The 22,979-nt window shown below is 33.6% G+C and carries 20 protein-coding genes and 5 tRNA genes; 3 read left to right on the plus strand and 22 right to left on the minus strand.

The annotated features are described in order from the left end of the window. Positions 1-61: 61 nt before the first annotated feature. The 12 genes from BW929_RS00925 to BW929_RS00980 all read right to left on the minus strand — a co-directional run bounded on the left by BW929_RS00925 (position 62) and on the right by BW929_RS00980 (position 7,901). Positions 62-523 carry a regulatory protein RecX gene (locus BW929_RS00925; RefSeq protein ID WP_076543485.1) on the minus strand — a complete coding sequence of 154 codons (462 nt, stop codon included), beginning with the start codon at positions 521-523 and terminating at the stop codon, positions 62-64. Positions 524-529: 6 nt separating this feature from the next. After that, a complete protein-coding gene (gene recA, locus BW929_RS00930) occupies positions 530-1,567 on the minus strand; it encodes a recombinase RecA (protein ID WP_234978039.1) in 1,038 nt (345 codons plus the stop codon). A gap of 91 nt (positions 1,568-1,658) precedes the next feature. Further along, complete coding sequence (thpR, locus tag BW929_RS00935) at positions 1,659-2,204, minus strand: RNA 2',3'-cyclic phosphodiesterase (protein WP_076543487.1); 546 nt, start codon at positions 2,202-2,204, stop codon at positions 1,659-1,661. Positions 2,205-2,215: 11 nt separating this feature from the next. After that, complete coding sequence (locus BW929_RS00940) at positions 2,216-3,418, minus strand: tetratricopeptide repeat protein (RefSeq protein WP_076543488.1); 1,203 nt, start codon at positions 3,416-3,418, stop codon at positions 2,216-2,218. Position 3,419: 1 nt separating this feature from the next. Then, on the minus strand, positions 3,420-4,667 hold the full coding sequence (locus BW929_RS00945; protein ID WP_076543489.1) for a competence/damage-inducible protein A: 1,248 nt from the start codon (positions 4,665-4,667) through the stop codon (positions 3,420-3,422). 87 nt (positions 4,668-4,754) lie between these two features. Next, complete coding sequence (locus tag BW929_RS00950) at positions 4,755-5,195, minus strand: phosphatidylglycerophosphatase A family protein (protein WP_076543490.1); 441 nt, start codon at positions 5,193-5,195, stop codon at positions 4,755-4,757. A gap of 12 nt (positions 5,196-5,207) precedes the next feature. Continuing rightward, positions 5,208-5,738, minus strand: a complete 531-nt coding sequence (pgsA, locus tag BW929_RS00955; RefSeq protein ID WP_076543491.1) for a CDP-diacylglycerol--glycerol-3-phosphate 3-phosphatidyltransferase — start codon at positions 5,736-5,738, stop codon at positions 5,208-5,210. Further along, positions 5,722-7,059, minus strand: coding sequence for a 30S ribosomal protein S12 methylthiotransferase RimO (gene rimO / locus BW929_RS00960; protein WP_076543492.1), 1,338 nt, complete (start codon positions 7,057-7,059; stop codon positions 5,722-5,724). Before rimO ends, pgsA begins: the two co-directional genes overlap by 17 nt. Positions 7,060-7,164: 105 nt before the next feature. Beyond that, a tRNA-Pro gene (locus BW929_RS00965) sits at positions 7,165-7,241 on the minus strand. 60 nt (positions 7,242-7,301) lie between these two features. Next, complete coding sequence (locus BW929_RS00970) at positions 7,302-7,595, minus strand: DUF2103 domain-containing protein (RefSeq protein ID WP_076543493.1); 294 nt, start codon at positions 7,593-7,595, stop codon at positions 7,302-7,304. Positions 7,596-7,731: 136 nt separating this feature from the next. Then, positions 7,732-7,807: transfer RNA gene (locus tag BW929_RS00975), tRNA-Thr, on the minus strand. Positions 7,808-7,825: 18 nt separating this feature from the next. After that, positions 7,826-7,901 (minus strand) — tRNA-Trp (locus BW929_RS00980). Positions 7,902-8,229: 328 nt separating this feature from the next. Between BW929_RS00980 and BW929_RS00985 the strand changes: the two genes are divergently transcribed. Further along, on the plus strand, positions 8,230-9,633 hold the full coding sequence (locus BW929_RS00985) for a dihydrolipoyl dehydrogenase family protein (RefSeq protein WP_076543494.1): 1,404 nt from the start codon (positions 8,230-8,232) through the stop codon (positions 9,631-9,633). Positions 9,634-9,659: 26 nt separating this feature from the next. Here the strand turns inward: BW929_RS00985 and BW929_RS00990 are convergent, their stop codons facing one another. Continuing rightward, positions 9,660-10,229: a tRNA 5-(aminomethyl)-2-thiouridylate-methyltransferase MnmM gene (locus tag BW929_RS00990; protein WP_076543495.1), complete on the minus strand. Its 570-nt coding sequence runs from the start codon at positions 10,227-10,229 to the stop codon at positions 9,660-9,662. A 172-nt stretch (positions 10,230-10,401) separates the two neighbouring features. Here BW929_RS00990 and BW929_RS00995 point away from each other — a divergent pair. Together BW929_RS00995 and BW929_RS01000 are read left to right on the plus strand one after the other, a co-directional pair. Continuing rightward, a tRNA-Glu gene (locus BW929_RS00995) sits at positions 10,402-10,477 on the plus strand. A 141-nt stretch (positions 10,478-10,618) separates the two neighbouring features. Continuing rightward, positions 10,619-10,703 (plus strand) — tRNA-Tyr (locus BW929_RS01000). Positions 10,704-10,783: 80 nt separating this feature from the next. On the opposite strand, the gene BW929_RS01005 is transcribed toward BW929_RS01000, so the two are convergent. From BW929_RS01005 to BW929_RS01045, 9 genes are all read right to left on the minus strand, one after another. Beyond that, a complete protein-coding gene (locus BW929_RS01005) occupies positions 10,784-11,971 on the minus strand; it encodes a helix-turn-helix domain-containing protein (RefSeq protein WP_234978044.1) in 1,188 nt (395 codons plus the stop codon). Positions 11,972-12,223: 252 nt separating this feature from the next. After that, positions 12,224-13,123, minus strand: a complete 900-nt coding sequence (locus BW929_RS01010) for an ABC transporter permease (RefSeq protein WP_076543497.1) — start codon at positions 13,121-13,123, stop codon at positions 12,224-12,226. After that, on the minus strand, positions 13,123-14,235 hold the full coding sequence (locus BW929_RS01015; RefSeq protein WP_076543498.1) for an ABC transporter permease: 1,113 nt from the start codon (positions 14,233-14,235) through the stop codon (positions 13,123-13,125). The genes BW929_RS01010 and BW929_RS01015 overlap by 1 nt, the downstream gene beginning before the upstream one ends. Further along, the gene (locus BW929_RS01020; protein ID WP_076543499.1) at positions 14,228-15,772 is read right to left on the minus strand and encodes an ABC transporter ATP-binding protein; all 1,545 of its coding nucleotides are present in this window, start codon (positions 15,770-15,772) and stop codon (positions 14,228-14,230) included. Before BW929_RS01020 ends, BW929_RS01015 begins: the two co-directional genes overlap by 8 nt. An 88-nt stretch (positions 15,773-15,860) precedes the next feature. Then, a complete protein-coding gene (locus BW929_RS01025; protein WP_076543500.1) occupies positions 15,861-16,943 on the minus strand; it encodes a BMP family lipoprotein in 1,083 nt (360 codons plus the stop codon). A 150-nt stretch (positions 16,944-17,093) separates the two neighbouring features. Then, a complete protein-coding gene (locus BW929_RS01030; protein ID WP_084566038.1) occupies positions 17,094-17,825 on the minus strand; it encodes a GntR family transcriptional regulator in 732 nt (243 codons plus the stop codon). A gap of 89 nt (positions 17,826-17,914) precedes the next feature. Further along, positions 17,915-20,260: a DNA translocase FtsK gene (locus BW929_RS01035; protein ID WP_076543501.1), complete on the minus strand. Its 2,346-nt coding sequence runs from the start codon at positions 20,258-20,260 to the stop codon at positions 17,915-17,917. Positions 20,261-20,364: 104 nt separating this feature from the next. Further along, positions 20,365-21,144, minus strand: a complete 780-nt coding sequence (locus BW929_RS01040) for an undecaprenyl-diphosphate phosphatase (RefSeq protein ID WP_076543502.1) — start codon at positions 21,142-21,144, stop codon at positions 20,365-20,367. 106 nt (positions 21,145-21,250) lie between these two features. Beyond that, positions 21,251-22,927, minus strand: coding sequence for a ribonuclease J (locus BW929_RS01045; RefSeq protein WP_076543503.1), 1,677 nt, complete (start codon positions 22,925-22,927; stop codon positions 21,251-21,253). Positions 22,928-22,979 lie beyond the last annotated feature (52 nt).

Raw genomic sequence — 22,979 nt, forward strand, 5'->3', positions numbered from 1 at the left:
TAATCTGGTACTAAAAGGAAAAAGCCTGCCGCCGGCAGACTTTTAAGTCATCAATTTATATCTATTTATCTGTAATCTTATATATTAAATCATAACTAAAACCTTTATTGGCCAGATAATTTTTCAACTTATAACTGGAGCTATCTTCTTCTGTCCGTCTGCGCAACCATTTATCTTTTAAATGATTCGCCATTTCGCGTTCATCTTGATCAGATAAATAATTGTTTAAAGCAGAATTAATAATCCGTTGATTAACTCCTTTATCCTTAAGTTCTTTGTAAATCAATTTTCTCCCTCTCGGATGATGTTTCTTTCTTGACCTGATCCACATTTCTGCAAAACGTTCTTCATTTAAATAATCATTTTCCAGCAAAAAGTCAACTACTTCTTTAATAACCACTTCACTAAAATCTTTTTTTCGCAGACGATCTTCAATTTCTTTGATTGTCCTTTCTCGGTAGCTAAGCAGTTTAAAAGCTTTATTACGAGCTTTAGAAAATTCTTTTTTATCTATTTGAGCCATTGAAAACTATTCCTCTTCCTTTTCTTTTTCACTTTCTGCTTTAACTTCTCCTTCTTCCAGGCCCACCTTAACTCTAATTTTATTGTCTATTTCTTCCATAATTTCTGGATTGTCTCTTAAAAATTCTTTTGAATTTTCTCGACCTTGACCAAGACGAACATCTCCATAAGAGTACCAGGAACCGGCTCTATCGATGATTCCAATTTCTTCACCAAGATCAAGGATACATCCCGACTGTGAAATACCAGTACCATACATAATATCAAACTGAGCATTTCTAAACGGAGCAGCTACCTTATTTTTCACAATTTTTACTTTAGCTGTACTTCCGATCATTTTATCTCCATCTTTAATAGTTTGAGATCTCCTCATTTCAATTCGGACCGAAGAATAAAACTTAAGTGCACGTCCACCGGGAGTTGTTTCCGGGTTACCAAACATAACTCCAATTTTTTCTCTAATTTGATTTATAAAAACAACTGAAGCTTTAGATTTACTGATTGCTCCTGAAAGTTTGCGCATTGCCTGAGACATCAGTCTGGCCTGTAAGCCCATATGAGAATCTCCCATGTCTCCTTCTAATTCTGCCTTTGGTACCAGAGCAGCTACAGAGTCAATGACTACCAGATCTACTGCATTACTGCGGACCAGTGCTTCTCCAATCTCCAGAGCTTCTTCTCCACTATCAGGTTGTGATATTAAAAGGTTATCAATATTTACTCCTAAATTTTTTGCATACTTTGGATCAAGTGCATGCTCTGCATCAATAAATGCTGCAATACCATCCATTTTTTGAGCTTCTGCAATTATATGAAGGGCCAAAGTAGTTTTACCCGATGATTCATTTCCATATAATTCAATGATCCTTCCTTTAGGAATACCACCAATTCCAAGAGCCAGATCCAGCGGCAGAGCACCTGTGGGAATAGCCTCCACATTTAATTTCTGTGAATCACCAAGTCTCATAATTGAACCTTTACCGAATTGTTTTTCAATTCTTTTTACTGCTTTATCCAGAGCTTTTTCTTTATCACTAGTTGCCAAATTCATCGTCCTCCCCAAATTTATTTTAACTGCAATTTTTGTCTTTAAGTATATTATAGAACAAATGTTTAATGATTGCAAGGTTTGATTTCTATTTAATGGAAAATAGTTTAATATATTCTGGACCATCCGCTTTTAGTTTGCTTTGATAAAGATTTACACTTTCCAGACGGGCATAAATGTTTATCAAATACCGCTGTCCCAGTTCTTTTTTTAATTTGAAAGGTTTACCCTTATTACGGCCTAGAGTCAGATGAGGTTTATATTCCCTCACATCTTTTTGAAATCCATTTTTAGAAAGCTTATTTTCTAAGTTTTGATGCAAATCAATCAGTATATTTTTTCCTCTGGAAAGTCCGAGATAAATAATTTTTGCCGCATCCTTATCAGGAAATGCATCCAGTCTTGAAAATTGTAAATACTTATTTTCTACAGAAAAATCAGTCTCTTTTAAAATATCGATTAGTTTTTCTTTTTCTTTAACCGTACTTTCCCCCAGGAATTTAAGGGTAAGATGCCAATTATCCTTTTCCACCCAATTTATTTTATTATCTAATTCAGATTTTAAATTGGATAATCTATTCTCTATTAGTTCTTTGCTGCGCGAATTAATGTCGGCTCCTATAAATAATCTCATTTTAACACCCTTTAGTCTATGTCAAGTTCTCTTTCTATTTTATCCAGCAGTTCCCGAGCTTCCTGATAATTATCATTAATATGCAGTGCTCTTCTTAATTCAGCCCTTGCAGCTTCAAGCATATCTGCTCCATAATAAGCCCGTCCAAGATAATAACGACTTGCTGCATAATCAGGATTGTTTTCTACAGCCAGAGAAAATCTAGAAATAGCACGATAATATTCTTCCCTATCCAGATGGATTTTTCCTTCCCCCAGATAAGCTTCTACATAATTAGGATTGTATTTTAAAGCCTGGCTGTAATAATTTAAGGCCTGATTTAAATCTCCGTTTGCCTCCGCTACTTCCGCCAGTAAATAGTATCCATAGTAAGAATTTTTATTAATCTCAACAGCAGATTTTAGAGCTGTTTCAGCTTCTGTATATTGTCCAAGTTCAAGATAGCTTTCTCCCAGCCCAATATAATAGGGAGCAAAATCTTTTCTATTTTTTATACCCTGGTTAAATATCGAGATAGCTGAATTATAATCTTCTAACTTTTGATATAAGTTTCCCAGATTTAAATAAAGTGAGGATTGAGAGCCATTTAATTCTAAAGCAGTCTCATAATATTCTACTGCCTGATTTAAATCATCCTGTTTTTCCTTTATTTTAGCAAGATTCAAATAATCGACTGCAGTTGGATCGGAATCAATTATTTCCAGATATATAGTTTCTGCTTTTTCAAGTTCTCTGCTTTCTAAATATGCATAGGCTAAATCTCTTTTAAAATTATTACTTTTTAAACCCAGTTCTGCTGCTGTTTTTAGATATTTTAAAGCTTCCTTAAAATCTGCACTATCAAATTGATTATTTTTATTTAAATATAACTCTGCAATTTTCCAGTTGAGAGTCCCGCTTTGAAAACCTAATTTATTCATCTGCTCCAGATAATCGACTGCCTTAGAAGTTTGATATCTATTGACAGCAGTCATGGTAGAATAATAGAGAACACTAAATTCCAGCCCCTCATCCAGGTCTTCTTTAAGAAGCTTATTTAGTTTTTCTTCTGCCAGAGCATAGTTTCCAGAATTATAATCATTTAGAGCTTCAGTAAAAATATCTGCTGCTGTCTGCACCTGAGTAGTTTCGGCATTTTGCTGAGCCAGAACAGAATTGGAAACGGAAAACATTAAAAAAATAATGAATGTTACATAAAGAGATTTTTTTAGCATCTTATTTTTCCTCACTTTCTTTAATCAATTTATAAATTTCAAATAAAACGATCTGCGAAGTATAATAACGATTTAATTTTCGGCCATAATTTTTATGAAGTTCGAAAATTTTAAGCTGTTCCTGATACAAAATGGCAATAAACATTGTTCCTGCTCTTTTTCCATCGTGATTGTCAGGCCCAGCAGCTCCTGTTGTTGCAACTGTAAGATCTGAGCCGAAAATTTCTGCTGCACTCTCAACCATAGCCTGAACACATTCTTTACTAACTGTTCCAAAATTGTTTAAAAGCTCTGTTTTAATATTTAATATCTGATTTTTAATTTTTTTATTATAAGCAACAATTGAACCTAAAAAATAATTTGAACTACCTGCTTTTTCAGTCAATCTTTCTGCAATTAATCCTCCTGTAAAAGATTCAGCTGTGGCAACCCGAACATTTTTAGTTACCAATAATTCATGGACTTTTTCTGTTATACTCTGCTGATCTTCACTGTAGATATAGTCACTAAACTCAGACTTAATAACTCTCACAGCCTGATTTAAAAGTTCAGTTTGATCTTCAATATTTAAAGAGTTATTCTGAATAATTTTGAGTCTCAATTTAACCTCCGCTTTACCAGCCTGATAACTAATTATCAATTCTGAAGGTAAATTAAGTTGCTTAACTTGGGAAGCCAGAGTCGACTCACCAATACCAATAAAATTAAATTCTCTAATCATTATTTTATTCTGACTAATCTTTTTTAAATCCTTTAAAACCTTATTCTTAAACAGATATTTTAATTCAGCAGGAACTCCTGGAAGCAAATAAAAAGTCTTATTTTGTTTTTCCAACTTTAGGGCAGGAGCTGTTCCTCTCTCATTATTAATAATTTCTGCCCCTTCTGGAATATATGCCTGAGATAAATTATTAGAACTCATATCTGAACCATGATTACAGAATATGGTTTTTAATTTTTTTTCTATTTCTTGAGAATAAATTAGTTCCAAATTCAGGACTTCTGCAAAAGCTTCTTTGGTTAGATCATCTTCTGTAGGACCGAGACCTCCTGTTACAAAAACTAAATCCGCATTTTGAGAAGCATAATAAATAGTATTTTTAATACTTTCTTTTTGATCCCCGCAAATTAAAATATTTTCAATTTCAAAACCAAAATTACTAAGATTTTCTGCTAAAAATTTAGAATTGCTATCCTGTACAAGTCCATTAATTAATTCCGAACCTGTTGCTACTATTGCTGTCTTCAATAAAAACACCTCAATATGATTATATCATTTTAGAATAAGAAAATCGACCTAAAATAGGTCGATTTGATTAAAATCAGATTAAATTTCTCAAATTAATAATATTATTATTTTTAAAATAACTAATGAAGTTAAACCAGCAAGAATGTCATCAAGCATTACTCCCCAGCCAGCTGGTAGTCTCTGAACCTTATCAATCAACCAGGGTTTAGTTATATCAAATAATCTAAATAGAGCAAATCCTCCTATTAAAACCGGTATGCTTGTTTTTAGAGTATAAAAAGCTAATAACTGTCCTGCCATCTCATCAATAACAATTTTACTGTCATCTTTTATCCCAGTCTGCTGTTCCTCAAAGTTTGCAATAGCAATTCCACCAATGGCAAGGGCAGATATAAAATAGATGTTGTTAAGAATTGGAAAGAAAAAAACAAGCAAAACCATTAATAGAGAGCCCCAGGTTCCTGGAGCCAAAGGCAAATGACCACTGTAAAATCCACTTGCTAATAAATGATTCATTTTTTTAAGCATGGTTTTCCTCCCTTACGAGTAATCAACTTCTGCCGCAGCAAAATAAGTATATCCCGAATAAATTGTTATTATTACTGTCAGCCAGACTAAAGTTTCAGTTAAAATTAGTGGTAAGTTAAAAATTTGGGGATTAATAATTAACGCAATTGCGGTTATCATCTGAATTGTTGTTTTTGTTTTACCCCAGATATTTGCAGGAATTACCGATCCCTGATCAGCTGCTACCACTCTTAAACCTGTAACTGCCAGTTCTCTTGCTACAATAATCAATAATGGCCAGATAGAAAGAACTCCAATTTGAACAAAAGCTGTAAAAACACCAATAATTAATAATTTATCTGCAAGTGGATCCAGAATTTTTCCAAGTGTAGTTATTAAATTATGTTTTCTAGCATAATGTCCGTCGAATTTATCAGTTAATGCTGCCAGAATAAATACAGCCAAGGCCACAGCACTGCTAGATAAAGAGTTAATTAAAAGCAGATAAATAATTATCGGTACCAGCAGAATTCTTAAAATTGATAGTTTATTTGGTAGATTCATCCTCAATCTCTCCTATTAAATCATAATGGAAGGCCTCTTTGATTACAGCCTGATAGATCTCTCCAATTTCAAGTTCACTTTCCTCAACTGGAATATAAATCTGGTTATCAATCTCCGGTGAATCATAACGAGATCTGGCAAGATAATTTTCCTGTTCACGATCTTCAATTATAATCTCAATTTTACGGCCAACCAGTTCTTTATTTTTAGTCAGCGAAATTTCCTGCTGTAACTGCATTATCTCTTCTTTTCTTTCTGCTTTTAGTTCTTGCGAAACTCTCTGATCAAAATTATAGGCTGCAGTTCCTTCCTCTCTTGAAAACTCAAAAACTCCTAATCTATCAAATTTAGATTTTTTGACAAATTCTTTCAGCTTTCTAAAGTCTTCCTCATCTTCACCTGGGAAACCAGTAATCAGTGATGTTCTAATTTTTGCATCAGGAATTTTATTTCTAATCTTATTAATAATATTAGCGATATCTTCTTCATTTCCTCTGCGATTCATTAACTTTCTTATTTTTGCAGAAGAATGCTGAATTGGCAAATCAAAATAATTGCAAATTTTTTCTTCTTCAGCAAATACTTCAATTATTTCATCTGTAATAAATTCTGGATAACTATACAAAACTCTAATCCATTTAATCCCCTTAACTTCAGCTAATTTTCTCAAGAGTGGTGCCAGAGCAGAACGACCATAAATATCAACTCCATATTGAGTTGTATCCTGAGCAATAATAATTATCTCTTTGATTCCAGATTCGGCAATTTTTTCAGCTTCTGCTTTAATATCAGCAATTGATCTACTTTTTACAGTTCCTCTAATTTGAGGAATACTGCAGTAAGTACAATTATTATTGCAACCTTCGGCAATTTTTAAATATGCATAAACATTGTTATCCAATTCTCTGGGCAGAGCAGAACTATAATCAAATCCGGCTTCTTCAATTCCACCAGTCTCTTTTCCTTCCAGACTTTCTCGTATTACTTCTGCAATTTTATCAAAGTTTGAGGTGCCCAAAACAGCATCAATTTCTGGAATTTCAGTTTCTAATTCCTCACTATAACGCTGAGTTAAACAACCTGTTACTATAACAGACTTACACTGATATTGTTTCTTATATTCAAGAGCAGCCAAAATAGTTTCAATGGATTCTTCTTTGGCATCCTGAATAAAGCCACAGGTATTAATAATTATAACTTCTGCTTCTTCAAAATTATCTGTATATTGAAAATCTTCTTCTCCTCTTAAAAAACCATTCATATGCTGACTGTCAACTTCGTTTTTAGGACAGCCTAAAGTCATTAAAGAATATCTTATCATTTTTACTCCTTTATAATGTCAAATTTAATAAATAAATATATAATATCCCTAATTTTAAGGCTCTATAACTACAAAAAAGCCCTCCTAAGGGCTTTAATACTAAAATGGTCGGGCTATCCGGATTTGAACCGGAGACCTCTACACCCCCAGTGTAGCGCGCTACCAAGCTGCGCCATAGCCCGTTGCCAACAAAAGATATTATATATAAATTAAGTCCTTTTGTCAAATTAAATTCTAAACAGCTACTTTATAAAATCAAGTTTCTTTAAATATTCCATAGTTTTGTCTGGATAATCTGTTACTACAAAAACCTCCTGCAAAGATGAACTATTCTTTGCAATTAATTTAATACCACTTCTTGTATTATATTTCAACTGAATGTAGGCAGGAGTTCCACTACCCTTTCTTCTATTTATTCTACCTGGAATAATACTTTTAACCAGTTTAGAAAGAGCAATATCCTCCAGCAGGGGTAATATATCTTCGATTATAGTATGTTCCTGTTTGATCTTATTCTGCCTGTATTTATTTGCCAAATTAATCACATCCTTTATTAATTATAGCATTGAAAGTATAGCTCCGCAAATTTTAAAAGCTAGTAGCCTAGAACAAAAGAAAATAATATTTTGATAATAAAAAAAAGAAGTCGCTAACGACTTCCTTAAAATTCAATGGAGCTGATGACCAGACTTGAACTGGTAACCTGCTCATTACAAGTGAGCTGCTCTACCAATTGAGCTACATCAGCATAATATAAAATTGAAAATGGCAGGGGAGACAGGAGTTGAACCTGCAACCAATGGATTTGGAGTCCACTACTCTGCCAGTTGAGCTACTCCCCTAAATCGAGGCGTTTTTCAATCAAGCAATAATTATTATAATAGAGTTAGAGGTATAGGTCAAGTCTTATTATTGGAATTATTCTACTTTAGATTAGTTTAATTTATTTTATCTTGAAAATACTTGCTTATACCCTGATTTTCAAAATTTTTAGCTGGATATTTAATAAAAATATTCTAAATATTGCATATCTCAGCTTTAAGAATGTAAACTATAATACATTTTGTGTTTTTAAACACTAAATATAAAAAATAACTTGAAATTGATTTGAGAATATATTATCATATATATCGCAAAACTTAAATATAAGTAAATATGAGGTGGTTATAAATGGAAAAACATGATTTAATAGTAATCGGTATGGGACCGGCAGGCATGGCAGTAACAGCAATGGCTGCAAATATGGAACTTGATGTTTTAGCAATTGAAAAACATAAAGTTGGGGGAGAATGTTTAAATTATGGCTGTGTACCAAGTAAAGCCTTATTGAAAGCTGGAGAAGTTAACGAAGTTGCTGAAAATTTAAGACAGTACGGAATAAAATTGTCTGGAAAAACTGAAATTGAAAATCCTTTAGAGATAGTTAGAAACAAGGTTGGAAAAATTAGTGGTAATAAAACAATGAAAGCTTTTGATAGAGCAAAATTAATTGTTGATCAGGGTGAAGCAAAATTTGTTGATAAAAAAGTAGTAAAAGTTGCCGGGAAAAAGTATACTGCTGACAAAATATTTATTGCAACCGGTACAGAACCGATGATTCCTCCAATCCCGGGTCTTAAAGATGTTCCCCGCTTAACTAATCTAAATATCTTCGAACAGGAAGATATACCTGAAACTCTAACAATTATTGGTGGAGGTGCAATTGGATCCGAAATGGCTCAGGCCTTCTCTCGTCTTGGAGCTAAGGTAAATATCTTTCAAATTGATGATCACCTGGTTCCAACCGGTGATCAAGAAGCCGGAAAAGTTCTAGAAGAAAAATTCAAAAAAGAAGGTATTGGAGTTCACAATAGCACAGGAATCAATAAAGTAGAAGAAAAAAACGGAAAAATAATTACTCATACAGATGTAGGAGTCTTCGAATCTGATAAAATTTTAGTTGCTACCGGACGTAAAGCTGTTTTAGAACCGTTAAACCTTGATAACGCAGGTATTGAATCAGCTAAGACTGGAATTAAGGTTAATAAACGTTTAGAAACTAATATAAAGGGAATATATGCTGTTGGTGATTGTAATGGTAAGGCTCTTCTCTCCCATGCTGCCATGCATCAGGGAATGCTGGCTTTAATGAATGCAATTAACCCGACTCCAATCAAACAATTTAATTATGATGATTATCTGGTTCCCTGGTCAGTATTTACTAAACCAGAAATTGCTCAGGCTGGAATTACAGAAAAAGAGGCAAATGAAAAAGGTATTAATTATCAGATTGTAAAAGAAAGATATGAAGATTATGGAAGGACAATAGCAGATGGTAAACCAGAAGGATTTGTCAAAGTTATAACTAACAGCAGGGGAAAAATATTTGGAGCCACAATTGTTGGAGAAGCAGCAAGTGAACTGATCCATGAATGGATCTTGGCAATTCAGCATAATATTTCAATGTTTGATATTATGATGACTCAACACTCCTTCCCAACTATTTCCTTAATGAACAAAAGAGTAGCAGAAAAATGGATAATGAACAAAACTGATTCAGGAATTATTCCCAAATTGGCTAAAAAGTTTATATAAAATTAAAAGCAGGTTTTAGCCTGCTTTTAAATCCTTTTTTTTACTGCTACTACCTGTGGGGGAGGACCTGGCTGATTTAAAAATTTATAATTTAAAACATTATATTTTTTATAATCCAGATCAGCTACAAATTTTAAGACAGCATCTCTTTCGTCATCTCCACCAGGATGACCACTGTAAATAACCAGAACAACAATTCCATCATTTTCTATCAATTTAATTGTCTTTTTAAGAGCTTTGACTGTGCTTTTAGCTCTAGTTATAATTTTTTTATCCCCCCCTGGTAAATAACCCAGATTAAAAATTGCAGCATTAATTTTATCTTCTAAATAACTGTCAAGTTCAGCGTGACTGGCTTTGATTATTTTAACATTTTTTTCTAAATCAGCTGTCTGCAGCAGTTTCTGGGTGTTATTAACAGCTTCTTTTTGGATATCAAAAGAGAAAACTTTACCTTCCGCACCAACAAGCTCAGCTAAAAATTTCGTATCGTATCCATTACCTGCTGTAGCATCAAGCGCTTTATCACCAGGTTTAAGTGTCTTTTTTAATAATAAATGCGAAAATTCGACTGCATTAAATAAATTAACTGACATAAAATCACTCTTTCCTAAATTTTTGTTTTAAGCTTTAAAGTTAAGAAAATACTTAAAAAAAATAGTATTAACTACTTAATTTAATATCAAAGTAAATAATCACTATCAAATTAAATTGACCAACTGCTAAAGTTACTATATACTATTAATTGTGCTTGTGAAAAAGCTATCTGCCCTCATCGTCTAGGGGTCCAGGACACCAGGTTTTCATCCTGGCGGCAGGGGTTCGAATCCCCTTGAGGGTACCATTTTAAGATCTAAGATGTCAGAAGTCTGAAGTAAGATTAATTCTATCTCTGACTTTCTAAATTTTAATATTAAATTAGTTAGAAGTATTTTGGGAAATTATATTTTATTTCTTATCTTGTCCAACTTCTAACTTTCAACCTGGAGGGGTGCCCGAGTGGTTAAAGGGAGCAGACTGTAAATCTGCCGGCGATGCCTACAAAGGTTCAAATCCTTTCCCCTCCACCATTTGAATATTTAAAACACCCGTAATAACGGGTGTTTTTTTATGTTCTATTATTTTTTATCTTTTAAAAAACAGGATAAAATTAATCACGCAAATTATTTATTACTATATCTTCTCCCTCATTAACAAACTCTACCTCTGCTATTTCACCACTTCCAGCCCAGGGACCGTAAGCTTCTCCATTTATCTCAGCTGTTATTGCTTTTCCATTCCCTATTTTTATATAAAGTCTCTCATCTATTTCAAATTGACGCTGATCACCTGCTTCTAAAATACCGCTAAATACATTGCTTCCATCCAGATCAACTGTAACCCAGACTGTATCAGAAGCTAAAAATAAAAGTGTATTATCAAAGTCCGGATTAGCCTCATCCTCAACAGAACTGCTTGCAGTTTCCTCTGCTGTAATTTCTATCTTACTCTGATTATTATCGATCTGAGTATCTGACTCCAACTCAGGCTGTGTTTCTGATGTTTTCATTTCTGCTGAATCAGTTTCTTGTGTTTCAGCATCTTCAGAAACGATTATTTTGTTAATTTGGCTCTGCTCCTGAGAATTCAAACCATCCAGTTCTTGAAAACTATTCTGATCTATTATTTCAGTATTTTCCTCCGTAAGCACATCAGAATCCATTGAATCAAAAATTTCAGCTGTTAAATCATCAGCAGGAGAATTATCATTATTAAGTACATTAAGTTCAGAATTTTGATCGGCTGCTGAATTTTCACCTGTTGTCTCCTGGTCTTTATTTTTAACTTCCTCTGCTGCTGAAGCTGAATCATTATTATTTTGAACTTCTAAAAGTTCAGATTCTTCATTTATATTTTCTTGACTATTATTCTTTTGATTTAATAAGCGAATCTCAGAATTATTTACATACTGATAGGTATAAACTGCAGCAGCTCCTAAAAATAATATTAATAATATAATAAAAATGATTTTTACTGGATTCTTACGGTTTTTATTTTTATTGGCTGTAGAAACCTTAGTCCCATTCAAATAATCTTTTTGTAAATTGCTTTCTTTTTCTTCTTTAATATTCAAAATCTTGTAATTTTCAAGTAGTGCCTGATAATTAATACCTACTTCTCTTGCATAACCTTTAATAAAAACTTTTAAATAAACATTTCCGGGAAGTACATCAAAATTATTTTCTTCAATAGCTTCAAGATATTTTTTTCTAATCTTTGTTTCTTCCTGAATATCATCCAGGCTTAATCCTTTTTCCTGTCTGGCTTTTTTTAATAAAGTGCCAAGTTCAAGTTCCATTTCTTCCAATTTATTGTCCTCCTTACGCACTAATTACTATTAACAGCAGTTAATAATTTATTAATAAATTTTTTTGAAATTCAAAATAAATTTACACTATTTATTATTATAACATACTTTAGTAATTAATTTAATCTTTTTAAGCTTATTTTTTATTTTTGAGAGGAAATAAATAAAATTTTACATAGAAAATAAAATTAAGGACAGCAAAAATGCTGTCCTTAATTAGTAATCTATTATATTAAATAATTTCTATTTTTCACCTTTATAATATGGTTCTCCAGAAGCTGCTGGTGGTATAGATTTACCAAAAAATCCAGCCAGTACAACTAAAGTAAGTACATAAGGAATTGCACTGATTAATTCCGAAGGTATAAAAGCAAAATCGACTCTAACCGCAATTGCTTCGGCAAAACCAAATAACATTGCCGCACCAAAAGCACCAAAGGGATGCCATTTACCAAAGATCATAGCCGCCAGAGCAATAAAACCACGTCCTGCAGACATTTCTCTAACAAAAGCACTACCATCTCCTATGGAAAGATGAGCACCAGCCAAACCGGCTAAAACACCACTGATTAGAACACTAATAAATCTCCATTTATTAACACTAATCCCCAGGGTATCCGCAGCTGCCGGGTGTTCACCAATTGAACGAATCCTCAGACCCCAGTGAGTCTTGAAGAAAATAAACCAGACTACAGGTACTAAGATCAGTGCAATATAAGTTATTGGATTAAAACGAACTCCAAAAAATCTATATGCTGGCAATCTTCCAACCATTGGTGAAGTTCCTTTTACTCCAAATAATACCTGAAGTAAGAAAATAGTAATACCAGAGGCAAAAATATTAATACCAGTTCCCACAACTATCTGATTAGCTTTAAAAGTTACACAAACAAGAGCCAAAATAGCTGCAAAAACTAAACCAGCAATCATAGAATAAAGCACACCAATCCAGGGATTTCCTGTACTTGCACTACCATAAACAGCAGCAAAAGCACCGATTAAAATCATTCCTTCCAGAGCAATATTTACAACTCCTGATCTCTCAGAAAAAATTCCTCCTAAAGCAGCCAGAATTAACGGAGTAGCAAAACGAAAGCTGGCCAAAAATAACGACAAAGAGAAAATTTGTTTTAAAGTATCCATTATTCAACCCCTCCTTTTGCTTTTCTTTTAGCAAGATATACTTTAAAGACCTGGAGGGCTGCAACAAAGAAGATTACCAAAGCCTGTATTAACATTACAATTTCAGAAGGAATACCTGAAAACTGCATTTCCAGACCACCCTGTGCTAAAGCTCCAAATAAAATACCACCCAGAATAACTCCAATTGGATGAGTTTGACCTATTAAGGCAACAGCTATTCCTGTAAAACCATAACCGGCATCCATACCCTGCATAAAGCTAAAGTGAGTACCCAGAACTTCTCCGACTCCAGCCAGTCCAGCTACAGCACCACTAATAAACATAGCAGTTATAATACCTTTACTGGCATTAATACCACCATATTCTGCACCATCCGGATTAAAACCAACAGCTCTCATTTCGTAACCAAGTGTTGTTTTAAATAATAAATACCATAAAACAACAGCTGCTGCTAGAGCAAGAAAAAAGTTAATATGAAGCCTGATTGCAGGATGAGCAAATAATTCTGCAAACGGAAGCTTAGAAAGAAAGGGATGATCCATAATATTTTTGAAATTAAACATAGCTGCTGAATCCATAATTCTTGGAGTAGCAGGCCGACCTGTATCTCTAAAAATATTTATTCCATAATTAATAGTTAAAGCAATGGCAATATGATTTAACATAATTGTTGCAATAACCTCGTGAACATCCATTTTTGCTTTTAAAAATCCGGGTAAACCTCCCCAGAGTCCGCCAACAAACATACCTGCTATAATAGCAAAAGGAAGGTGAATAAATGCAGGTAAAGAAGTAAAATAAAAACCAACAACTCCTGCAGTAAATCCTCCCATTAAAAGCTGCCCTTCTGCACCAATATTAAACAGACCAGCTCGAAAAGGAAGCGCAACAGCCAGTCCGGTTAAAATTAATGGAGTTGAGCGCCATAGAGTATTTGCAATTGCACTAAAATTACCAAAAGCCCCTATGTAAAGAGCAGAATAGGCGTCCAGAGGAGATTTATCTGTTAGAAAAATAAATAAAGTACCTACAATTAATGCCACTACGATTGATAATAAGGATAAACCTAAATCAGTTAAAATAGATTTTATTTTATCTGAATAATTATTCATTGCTCTCACCTCCTGCTTCAGATTTAGAACCGGTCATTAATTTACCAAGTTCTCTTTCGTCTGTTTCTGAAGCCTTTAACACATCAACAATTTCTCCTTCAAAAATAACTGCAATTCTATCACTTAAAGATAATACCTCACTTAATTCGGCAGAAACTAATAAAACACCTGCACCATTATCGCGTCTATCTATAATTTGTTTATGGATAAATTCAATTGAACCAACATCGACTCCTCGAGTAGGTTGAGAAGCAATTAAAAATTCAGGGTCATGAGAAAACTCTCGAGCAACAATTAATTTCTGCTGATTACCCCCTGATAAATTTTTAGCCTGTGCCTCCATACCTCCACCACGAACATCATATTTATCAATCAAATCCTGTGTATATTTGGCAACATTATCATACTGCATAATTCCGTTTTTAGAAAAAGGCTCCAAATCATGATAGCCCAGAATAATATTCTCTTTTAAATCAAAATCCATAATTAAACCACGTTTTTGTCTATCTTCCGGTATATGAGCTACCTTTTCGCGCTTAATCTGCCTGGCATTGTATTTACTAATATCTTTACCGCGAAGATTAACTTTACCACTTTCAACATTACGCAGCCCTGTTATGGCTTCAACTAATTCGGACTGTCCATTACCTTCTACACCAGCAATTCCCAGAATTTCACCTTTGCGAACCGATAAAGAAATATTCTTAACTGCTGGAATATCTCTATTATCCTTTACGTTTAAATTATCTACACTAAAGATTTCTGCTCCTGGTTTTGCCTCGGTTTTTTCAACCTCCAGTAGAACCTGCCGCCCTACCATCAGTTCGGCAACATCTTCTTTTGTTACATCGGCTGTATTTACAGTATCAATACTTTTTCCATTTCTTAAAACAGTTATTCGATCAGAAATAGTTTTAACCTCTTTTAATTTATGAGTAATAAAAATAATAGTTTTACCCTGTTCTTTTAAAGATCTAAAAATTTCAAATAATTCGTCAATTTCTTGAGGAGTTAAAACAGCTGTTGGCTCATCAAAAATCAATAATTCAGCGCCACGATAAAGAGTTTTTATAATTTCAACTCTCTGCTGCATTCCAACAGAAATATCCTGTATTTTGGCATCCGGATCTACAAAAAGCCCATATTTATCAGAAATTTCCTTAACTTCTCTTTTGGCAGTTTTCTGATCTAACATCAAACCACTGCGCGGTTCATTACCAAGCACAATGTTTTCAGTTACAGTCAATGGGTCCACTAACATAAAGTGCTGGTGAACCATTCCAATCCCTAACTCAATTGCATCCTGAGGACCATCTAAATTAATTTTATTTCCCTCATAAAAAACCTGACCTCCATCGGGTTCATAAAGGCCATATAAAATATTCATTAAAGTTGTTTTACCTGCACCATTTTCACCAACAAGGGCATGAATTTCTCCCTTTTTTATTGATAAGTTAACATTATCATTTGCTTTTACACCTGGAAATATTTTAGTTATATTCTGCATATCTAAAATATAATTATCTTCCCTGGGCATTATTATTCCTCCCTAAAATATACTAGAAATTAAGTAGGCTCTGCTAAAAAGCAGAGCCCTTTAAGTTAAATATAATTTGTACTAATTATTAAAGGTTATCAGGTCTGCCAGTTTCTCCCCAGTTTTCTACTTCGATTTCGCCATTAATGATCATTTCTTTAATTTCAGCGATACGATCTGCATAAGGAGAAGTTACATTTTCTTTCATTTGTCTGATAGTTTCCAATTCTTCATCAGTAATTGTTCCATTATCGTGAGCATCTAATACTGGCTGGCCAACCTCAGTTAAACTGGTTAGATCAACACCACCATCAGCTAAGGTAAAGTATAAGTTATTACCTCCCTGATAGTTTCCTTCTACTACAGATTTAACTGTATCAAATACAGCATTATCTACTTTTTTAAGCATACTTGCAATTACATGACCTGGAGCAACATAGTTCTGATTTGAATCTACACCAATTGCATAAATGTCTTCTTCTTCAGCTGCCTGGAAAACTCCAGAACCAGTACCACCAGCTGCATGATAAATTACATCTGCACCATCATCAATCATACCAAGTGCAATTTCTCTACCTCTTGCTGGATCACCAAAATCATCAGCATATCTGCTCTGAATTTCGATATCAGGATTAATATATCTTGCCCCCTGATAGAAACCACCTTCAAAACGGTGAATTAAAGCAAAATCTACTCCACCAACAAAACCAACATTACCATTTTCACTTGTTAGTGCAGCAAGAGCACCAGCAAGGAATGAACCTTCCCATTCAGCAAAGTTAAGGCTGACAATGTTATCAGGAATATCTTCAAAATACTGATCAACATGAGCAAATTTTGTATCAGGATATTCACCAGCAACAGTTCTTAAACTATCTGCCATTTGAAAACCTACACCAATAACTAAATCATAACCTCTGGAAGCAAAACGGCGTAAGGCTGTCTGATCTTCAGAAGGATCAGCAGGTTCAATATAATCAAATGAAATACCCAGTTCATCTTCTGCTCTCTGCAGACCGCGGTATGCTGCATCATTAAATGATAGATCTCCAAGACCACCAGTAGATAAAACAATACCTACTCTAGTGTCCTGAGCAGCTGCTGGAACTGCGGCAAATACCACCATCATAACAAAGGCAAAAACAATAGCTAAACTTAAAACTTTCTTCAAAATAATGACCCCCTCATATATTTTTTTAATGGTACCAAAATTTGTGAATTGCAATTATAATATAACATTTTTATATTATATTTGCAACATAAAACACTTCAAATATAGTTAATTGTTCCAAAATTAACTATATTAAAAATAATTAATAAATTACCTACTTCTTAAGACTTTAAACTGGAATTGATCACTTCTAAAATAATTTTTTGAATATAGAAATAATCTCTCCTGTTCATCATAATGCATCTGTTCTAAAAGTAATATTGGACTGTGTTTTTTTACATTTAATTTTTCCATTAATTTTCCTTTGGCTGTAACTGGTATAATTTCTGCCACAGCATATTTAATTTTTAAGTCATATTTATTCTCCAGTAAATCAAATAAAGAGTGACTAAAATCATCATCAATATTAATTGGAAAAAGATTTGTATTTAAAAAATCAATACAGAAAACAACAGGTTTTTCATCTGCCGTTCTTATTCTCTGTAATTTTAATATTTGATCATCCTCGTTAATATTCATCTTTAGAGCAAGATGTTTGTCAATTTTTGTCTTTTTAATTTCCAAACCTCTTGTTCCCGGGGTAAAGCCTTCATTTTTAATTGTATCAGTTACACTAAATAGCTCTTCAATTCCTCTTTTAAAACGGGGAATTGGTTTTGAAACAAAGGTTCCTACCCCCTGACTTTTAATAATTTTACCTTCTTTTTCTAAGACTCGCAGCGCTTCTCTTAGGCTGGCTCTGCTAACATCTAATTCTCTTGCAAAAGCTGTCTCAGAAGGAAGTTTGTCTCCTGCCTCATAAATTTCCTGATCAATTAAGTTTTCAATGTGCTCCTTAATCTTTAAATAAAGTGGTCTCTTATCATGTTTTAGTATATCCAAATTCCCAGTCCACCCCTCCTTTCTTCAGACGTCTTACCTGTCTGACAACTACCTAAATAGTATCACAATTCAATTTTTTTGTCAAGATTTTAACTCTTTTGATCATTATTTTTATTTTGCTCATCCTCATACTCACCATTCAAAATTGCTTCCAGATCTTCTTCTTCCACCAGAACTTCGCGAGGTTTACTGCCGGCATAGGGACCTACAATGCCATCTTCTTCCATAGTATCGATCAACCTTGCTGCCCGAGAATGGCCAATATGCAATCTTCTCTGCAGCATAGAAATAGAGGCTCTATACTTGACAACTAGCTTTACTGCTTCTTCGTATAATTCGTCCTGCTCATCATCAATTGATAATTCGACTTCCTTAATATCATCTTTTTCTATTTTGTATTCGGCTGTCGCCTGTTCTTTAACAAAAGATGTTATTTCAGAAATTTCCTGATCAGTTAAAAAAGAACCTTGAATTCGTTGAGGCTTTTGCATTCCAACCGGAGCAAAAAGCATATCTCCTTTACCCAGTAATTTTTCTGCTCCTCCCATATCTAAAATTGTGCGAGAATCAGTAGCAGATGAAACAGCAAAAGAAATCCGACTTGGAATATTTGCCTTAATCAAACCAGTAATTACATCGACTGATGGTCGCTGAGTAGCTATTATTAAATGAATACCTGCTGCTCTTGACATTTGAGCCAGCCGACAAATATTATCTTCAACTTCATTAGCAGCTACCATCATCAAATCAGACAATTCGTCAATTATCACTACAATATAGGGCAATTTATCCTCTGGATCATCAACCTGTTTATTATAAGATTCAATTCCTCTGCTCCCAGTTTCAGAGAATAAATCATAGCGATTTTCCATCTCTTCTACAACAAGTTTTAATACATTGGCTGCTTTTTTGGGATCTGTAACCACAGGAGTTATTAGATGAGGTAAACCCTGATAAATATTTAGTTCTACTTTTTTCGGATCTACAAGTAATAATTTAACCTCTTCTGGAGTGGCACGATAAAGAATACTGCTAATTAAGGTATTAATACAGACACTCTTACCTGAACCAGTCGCACCGGCAACTAAGAGATGAGGCATTTTAGCCAGATTAAAGACTGCAGTATCACCATCAATTCCTTTTCCCAGAGCAAGGGTAAGTTTATCTTCAGCTTTTTGAAATTCTTCTGATACAATAACATCTCTAAATGAAACTGTAATATCATTACCATGAGGAACCTCAATTCCCACTGCAGCCTTACCTGGTATCGGCGCTTCTATCCTTACATCTCTGGCTGCCAGGGCGAGAGCTATATCGTCAGAAAGATTAACAATTTTGCTGACCTTTACTCCGGTGGCTGGTTGAATCTCATAACGTGTAATTGTTGGTCCGTGGTTAACATTTATTACTTTTGCTTCAACTCCAAAACTGCTTAGTGTTTCTTCCAGCAGTTCACTTTTATTTGCAAGTTTAACTTTCTTTTTCCCGGAATCATTTAGAAGAGAAATCCCGGGCAGAGTATAATCACCATGTTTTTCACCCTGATCTTTAACATTTTTTGACTGATCTCTAGTGATATCAAAATCTTCAGTAATTTCCGTATTTGATTCAACAGAATTAGATTTTTCCTCTCCCTGCTTTTTGTTATCAATATTTTGCTTTTTATTCGTTTTTTGCTTAGTTTTATTCTCAGCCAGATTTGGATTAAGGCTAGTATTTTCGGCTGTTTCTGCTTTTTCCTTATCTTTTTTACCTTTATCTGCTCGAACAATGCTATTTTGCTCTTCTCTTTTTTTCTTTTCAGCCTGCTTTTTTTGCTTTCTTGCAGCAGTCATTTTCTTTATTTTAGCAAAAATATTAAATCTAGCTAACGAAAGATTGGCAAAAAAATCTTTAATTTTATCATTTAAACTTAATAATAAACTTTTAAAAGCTAAAAATTGCGCTTTGGTTTTTTGAAAAATATTATGTAAAAATAGATCAAATAATAAAAGAATTCCAATTAATAATATAACCGATAGAATAATATAGGCTCCATTTACAGCGAATAATTCTGTCAAAAAATAGCTAATAGTGCTTCCAATGATTCCGCCTGCTGCATTTTGAGGTGTATTAAGAAAAAATCCTCCACCTTCATTTAAATTAATAATAGATATAATCGCAATAAATGAAACAAGAAGCCCTAAAAATCTGCCTGAAAACTTTATTTTTTTTGACCGAATAAGCTGGATACCCCAGTAGATAAATAAAAGAGGCAGAATATAGCTGCCGCTTCCCACCAAAAAATAATAAGCTCGGCTAATATAATTACCCAGCAGACCTGCTGAATGACTAAAAATAGCAAAATAGCTAATTGCAGCAAAGGTAATTAAAAAGAGACCCAGAATCTCATTTTTTCTTTTTTCAATTCTAGAATCAGTTTTTTGCTCACTCATCTCTGCCCCTCCTGAATTGTTAATTTATTAAAAATTAAATATTTAAAACTCTAATATTAATTAAAAAAATCAAAATAACAAGATTTTCTATATTTATAATTTAATTAGCTGATTAAATTAATTATAATAACTGCAGCAGCTACAGACCAGCAGTAATAACTAAAATAGTTTAATTTTTTTTCTGCCAGCACTTTTAACAAAATTTTAATTGCCAGATAACCTGAAATTACTGCTGAAAAAAAGCCGAGCAAAACAACTTTTAGCTCTAAATCAAAACTTCCGCTATCTACTACTTTTAAAAATTGCAGGAAACCAGCTCCACCAATAACCGGTATTGACATTAAAAATGAAAATCGAGCTGCTGCTTTTCTATTCAGATTCTGAAATAAAGAAGCTGCAATTGTAGTACCAGAACGTGAAATCCCCGGTATTATTGCCCCTCCCTGAGCCAAACCGACTATTATTGGTTGCCAGAATTTTAATTCCGCTACTTCCTTTTCTCCTCCATCAATTTTTTCAGTAATATATAAAATAAGGCCTGTTACAATTAACATTAAAGCTGTTAAATAAGCATTTGAAAAAAGATTCTCAAAAAAATCTTCAAATAAAACTCCAATAATTCCCGTTGGTATGATCGCCAGTAATATATAAAATGTTTCTTTCCTTTTTTCCTGCTTTAATAAAATCATATCTTTAATATCCTGCCAGAAAATAATAAAAATTGGAATCAAAGTCCCGATATGTAAAATAACATTAAATAAAATTTGATCTTCCTTTATCTTAAAAAAATGTTGAGCAATTACTAAATGACCGGAACTGCTAACCGGAATAAATTCTGTTAAACCCTGAATTAAACCAAGAAAAATTGCCTGTAAACTATTCAATTTTAATTCCTCCCTTTCTACAATATGCATTATATCACACTTAGAAACATATGTTCAAATTTAAAACCAGCTGCTTTTACACAGCTGGTTAATTTAAGCTCAGTTTCTATACTTCCATAATCACAGGTAAAATCATCGGATTTCTTTTTATCTTCTGGTAAATATAATTATTAAGTGAATTGCGGATAGTATTTTTAAGCACTGACCACTCTGTTACATTATTATTTTCACAGTCTTTAAGTGCATCCTCAACTCTTTTTGTCGCTGCTTCAATAAGTTCCTCAGATTCTCTGATATAAACAAAACCCCTGGTGATAATATCTGGACCAACCAGAATATTACCATTTTTATCAATTGTTACAACAACAATTATTATCCCATCTTCTGATAATAATTTTCTATCTCTTAACACTATATTACCAACATCACCAATGCCCAGACCATCGATTAAAACATCCCCGGACTGAACATTATAGTCTTTTTCGACCTTTTCTTCAGTGAATTTAATCTTATCACCAACGTCGGAAATATAAATATTATCCCGTGGTATACCAACTTTTTCTGCCAGATCAGCATGTTTGTAAAGATGTCTGTATTCACCGTGTACAGGCACAAAATATTTCGGCTTAACCAGATTAAGCATTAATTTCAATTCTTCCTGACTGGCATGACCGGAAACATGAACACCAGAAACATCTTCATAAATAACATTAGCTCCCCGACGATATAATTTGTTGATAGTTTGACCAACAAATTTTTCATTACCTGGAATTGCAGAAGCAGAAATCATAACTGTATCTCCTTCTTTAATGTTGATATGGTAATGGTCACCGCGAGACATTCTGGTTAGAGCAGCATAAGGCTCACCCTGACTTCCGGTTGTTAATAAAGTTACTTTACTATCAGGCAGGTCTTCTATATCTCTAATATCAACTATCATGTCCTCTGGTATCTGCAAATAACCAAGTCTGCGAGCTATATCAACATTATTAAGCATGCTGCGGCCGGAAAAGGCAATTTTTCGATTATATTTAAAGGCTGCATCTACAACCTGCTGAACCCGATGAATATTAGAAGCAAAAGTCGCAATAATTACCCTCTCTCTTGCTCCCCTGAGTATTTCATCAACAGTTTCGCCCACCACTTTTTCTGATAATGTATATCCTTCTCTCTCAACATTTGTACTATCAGAAAACAGGGCCAGAACACCTTCTTTACTATCTCCAAGTTCTGCCAGCCTGTGAAAATCTGCAACCTCTCCATCAATAGGAGTCTGATCAAATTTAAAATCACTGGCGTAAACAATTGAACCCAGCGGAGTTTCAATAGCAAGAGCACAAGTATCAGCGATACTGTGATTTACTCTTACAAATTCAACTCCAAAATTACCAACCTGATACTGCTTACCAGGATGAACTACCTTTAATCTTGTATCTTTTAAGAGTCGATGCTCCTTTAAGTTGCCTTCTAAAAGACCAAGGGTCAGTTTGGTTCCATAAATAGGAACATTAATTTCCTTTAATAAATAGGGCAGCCCTCCTATATGATCTAAATGACCATGTGTTAAAACAATCCCGTTAATCTTATCTTTATTCTTAATCACATAATCATAATCAGGAATCACCAGGTCTATTCCAAGCAAGTCATTTTCTGGAAATTTAACACCCGAATCAATTATCAACATTTCATCGTCAATTTCCAGAACCCACATATTCTTTCCAATTTCTCCGACTCCACCTAAGTTGGTCATTGAAACATTCTTTATTTTATTGTTATCACTCATTTAAAAAACAAAACACCTCCATAGTATTTTAAAACAAATCTAAAAACTTATT

It is taken from the genome of Halanaerobium kushneri, assembly GCF_900156285.1.
Lineage (GTDB): Bacteria > Bacillota > Halanaerobiia > Halanaerobiales > Halanaerobiaceae > Halanaerobium > Halanaerobium kushneri.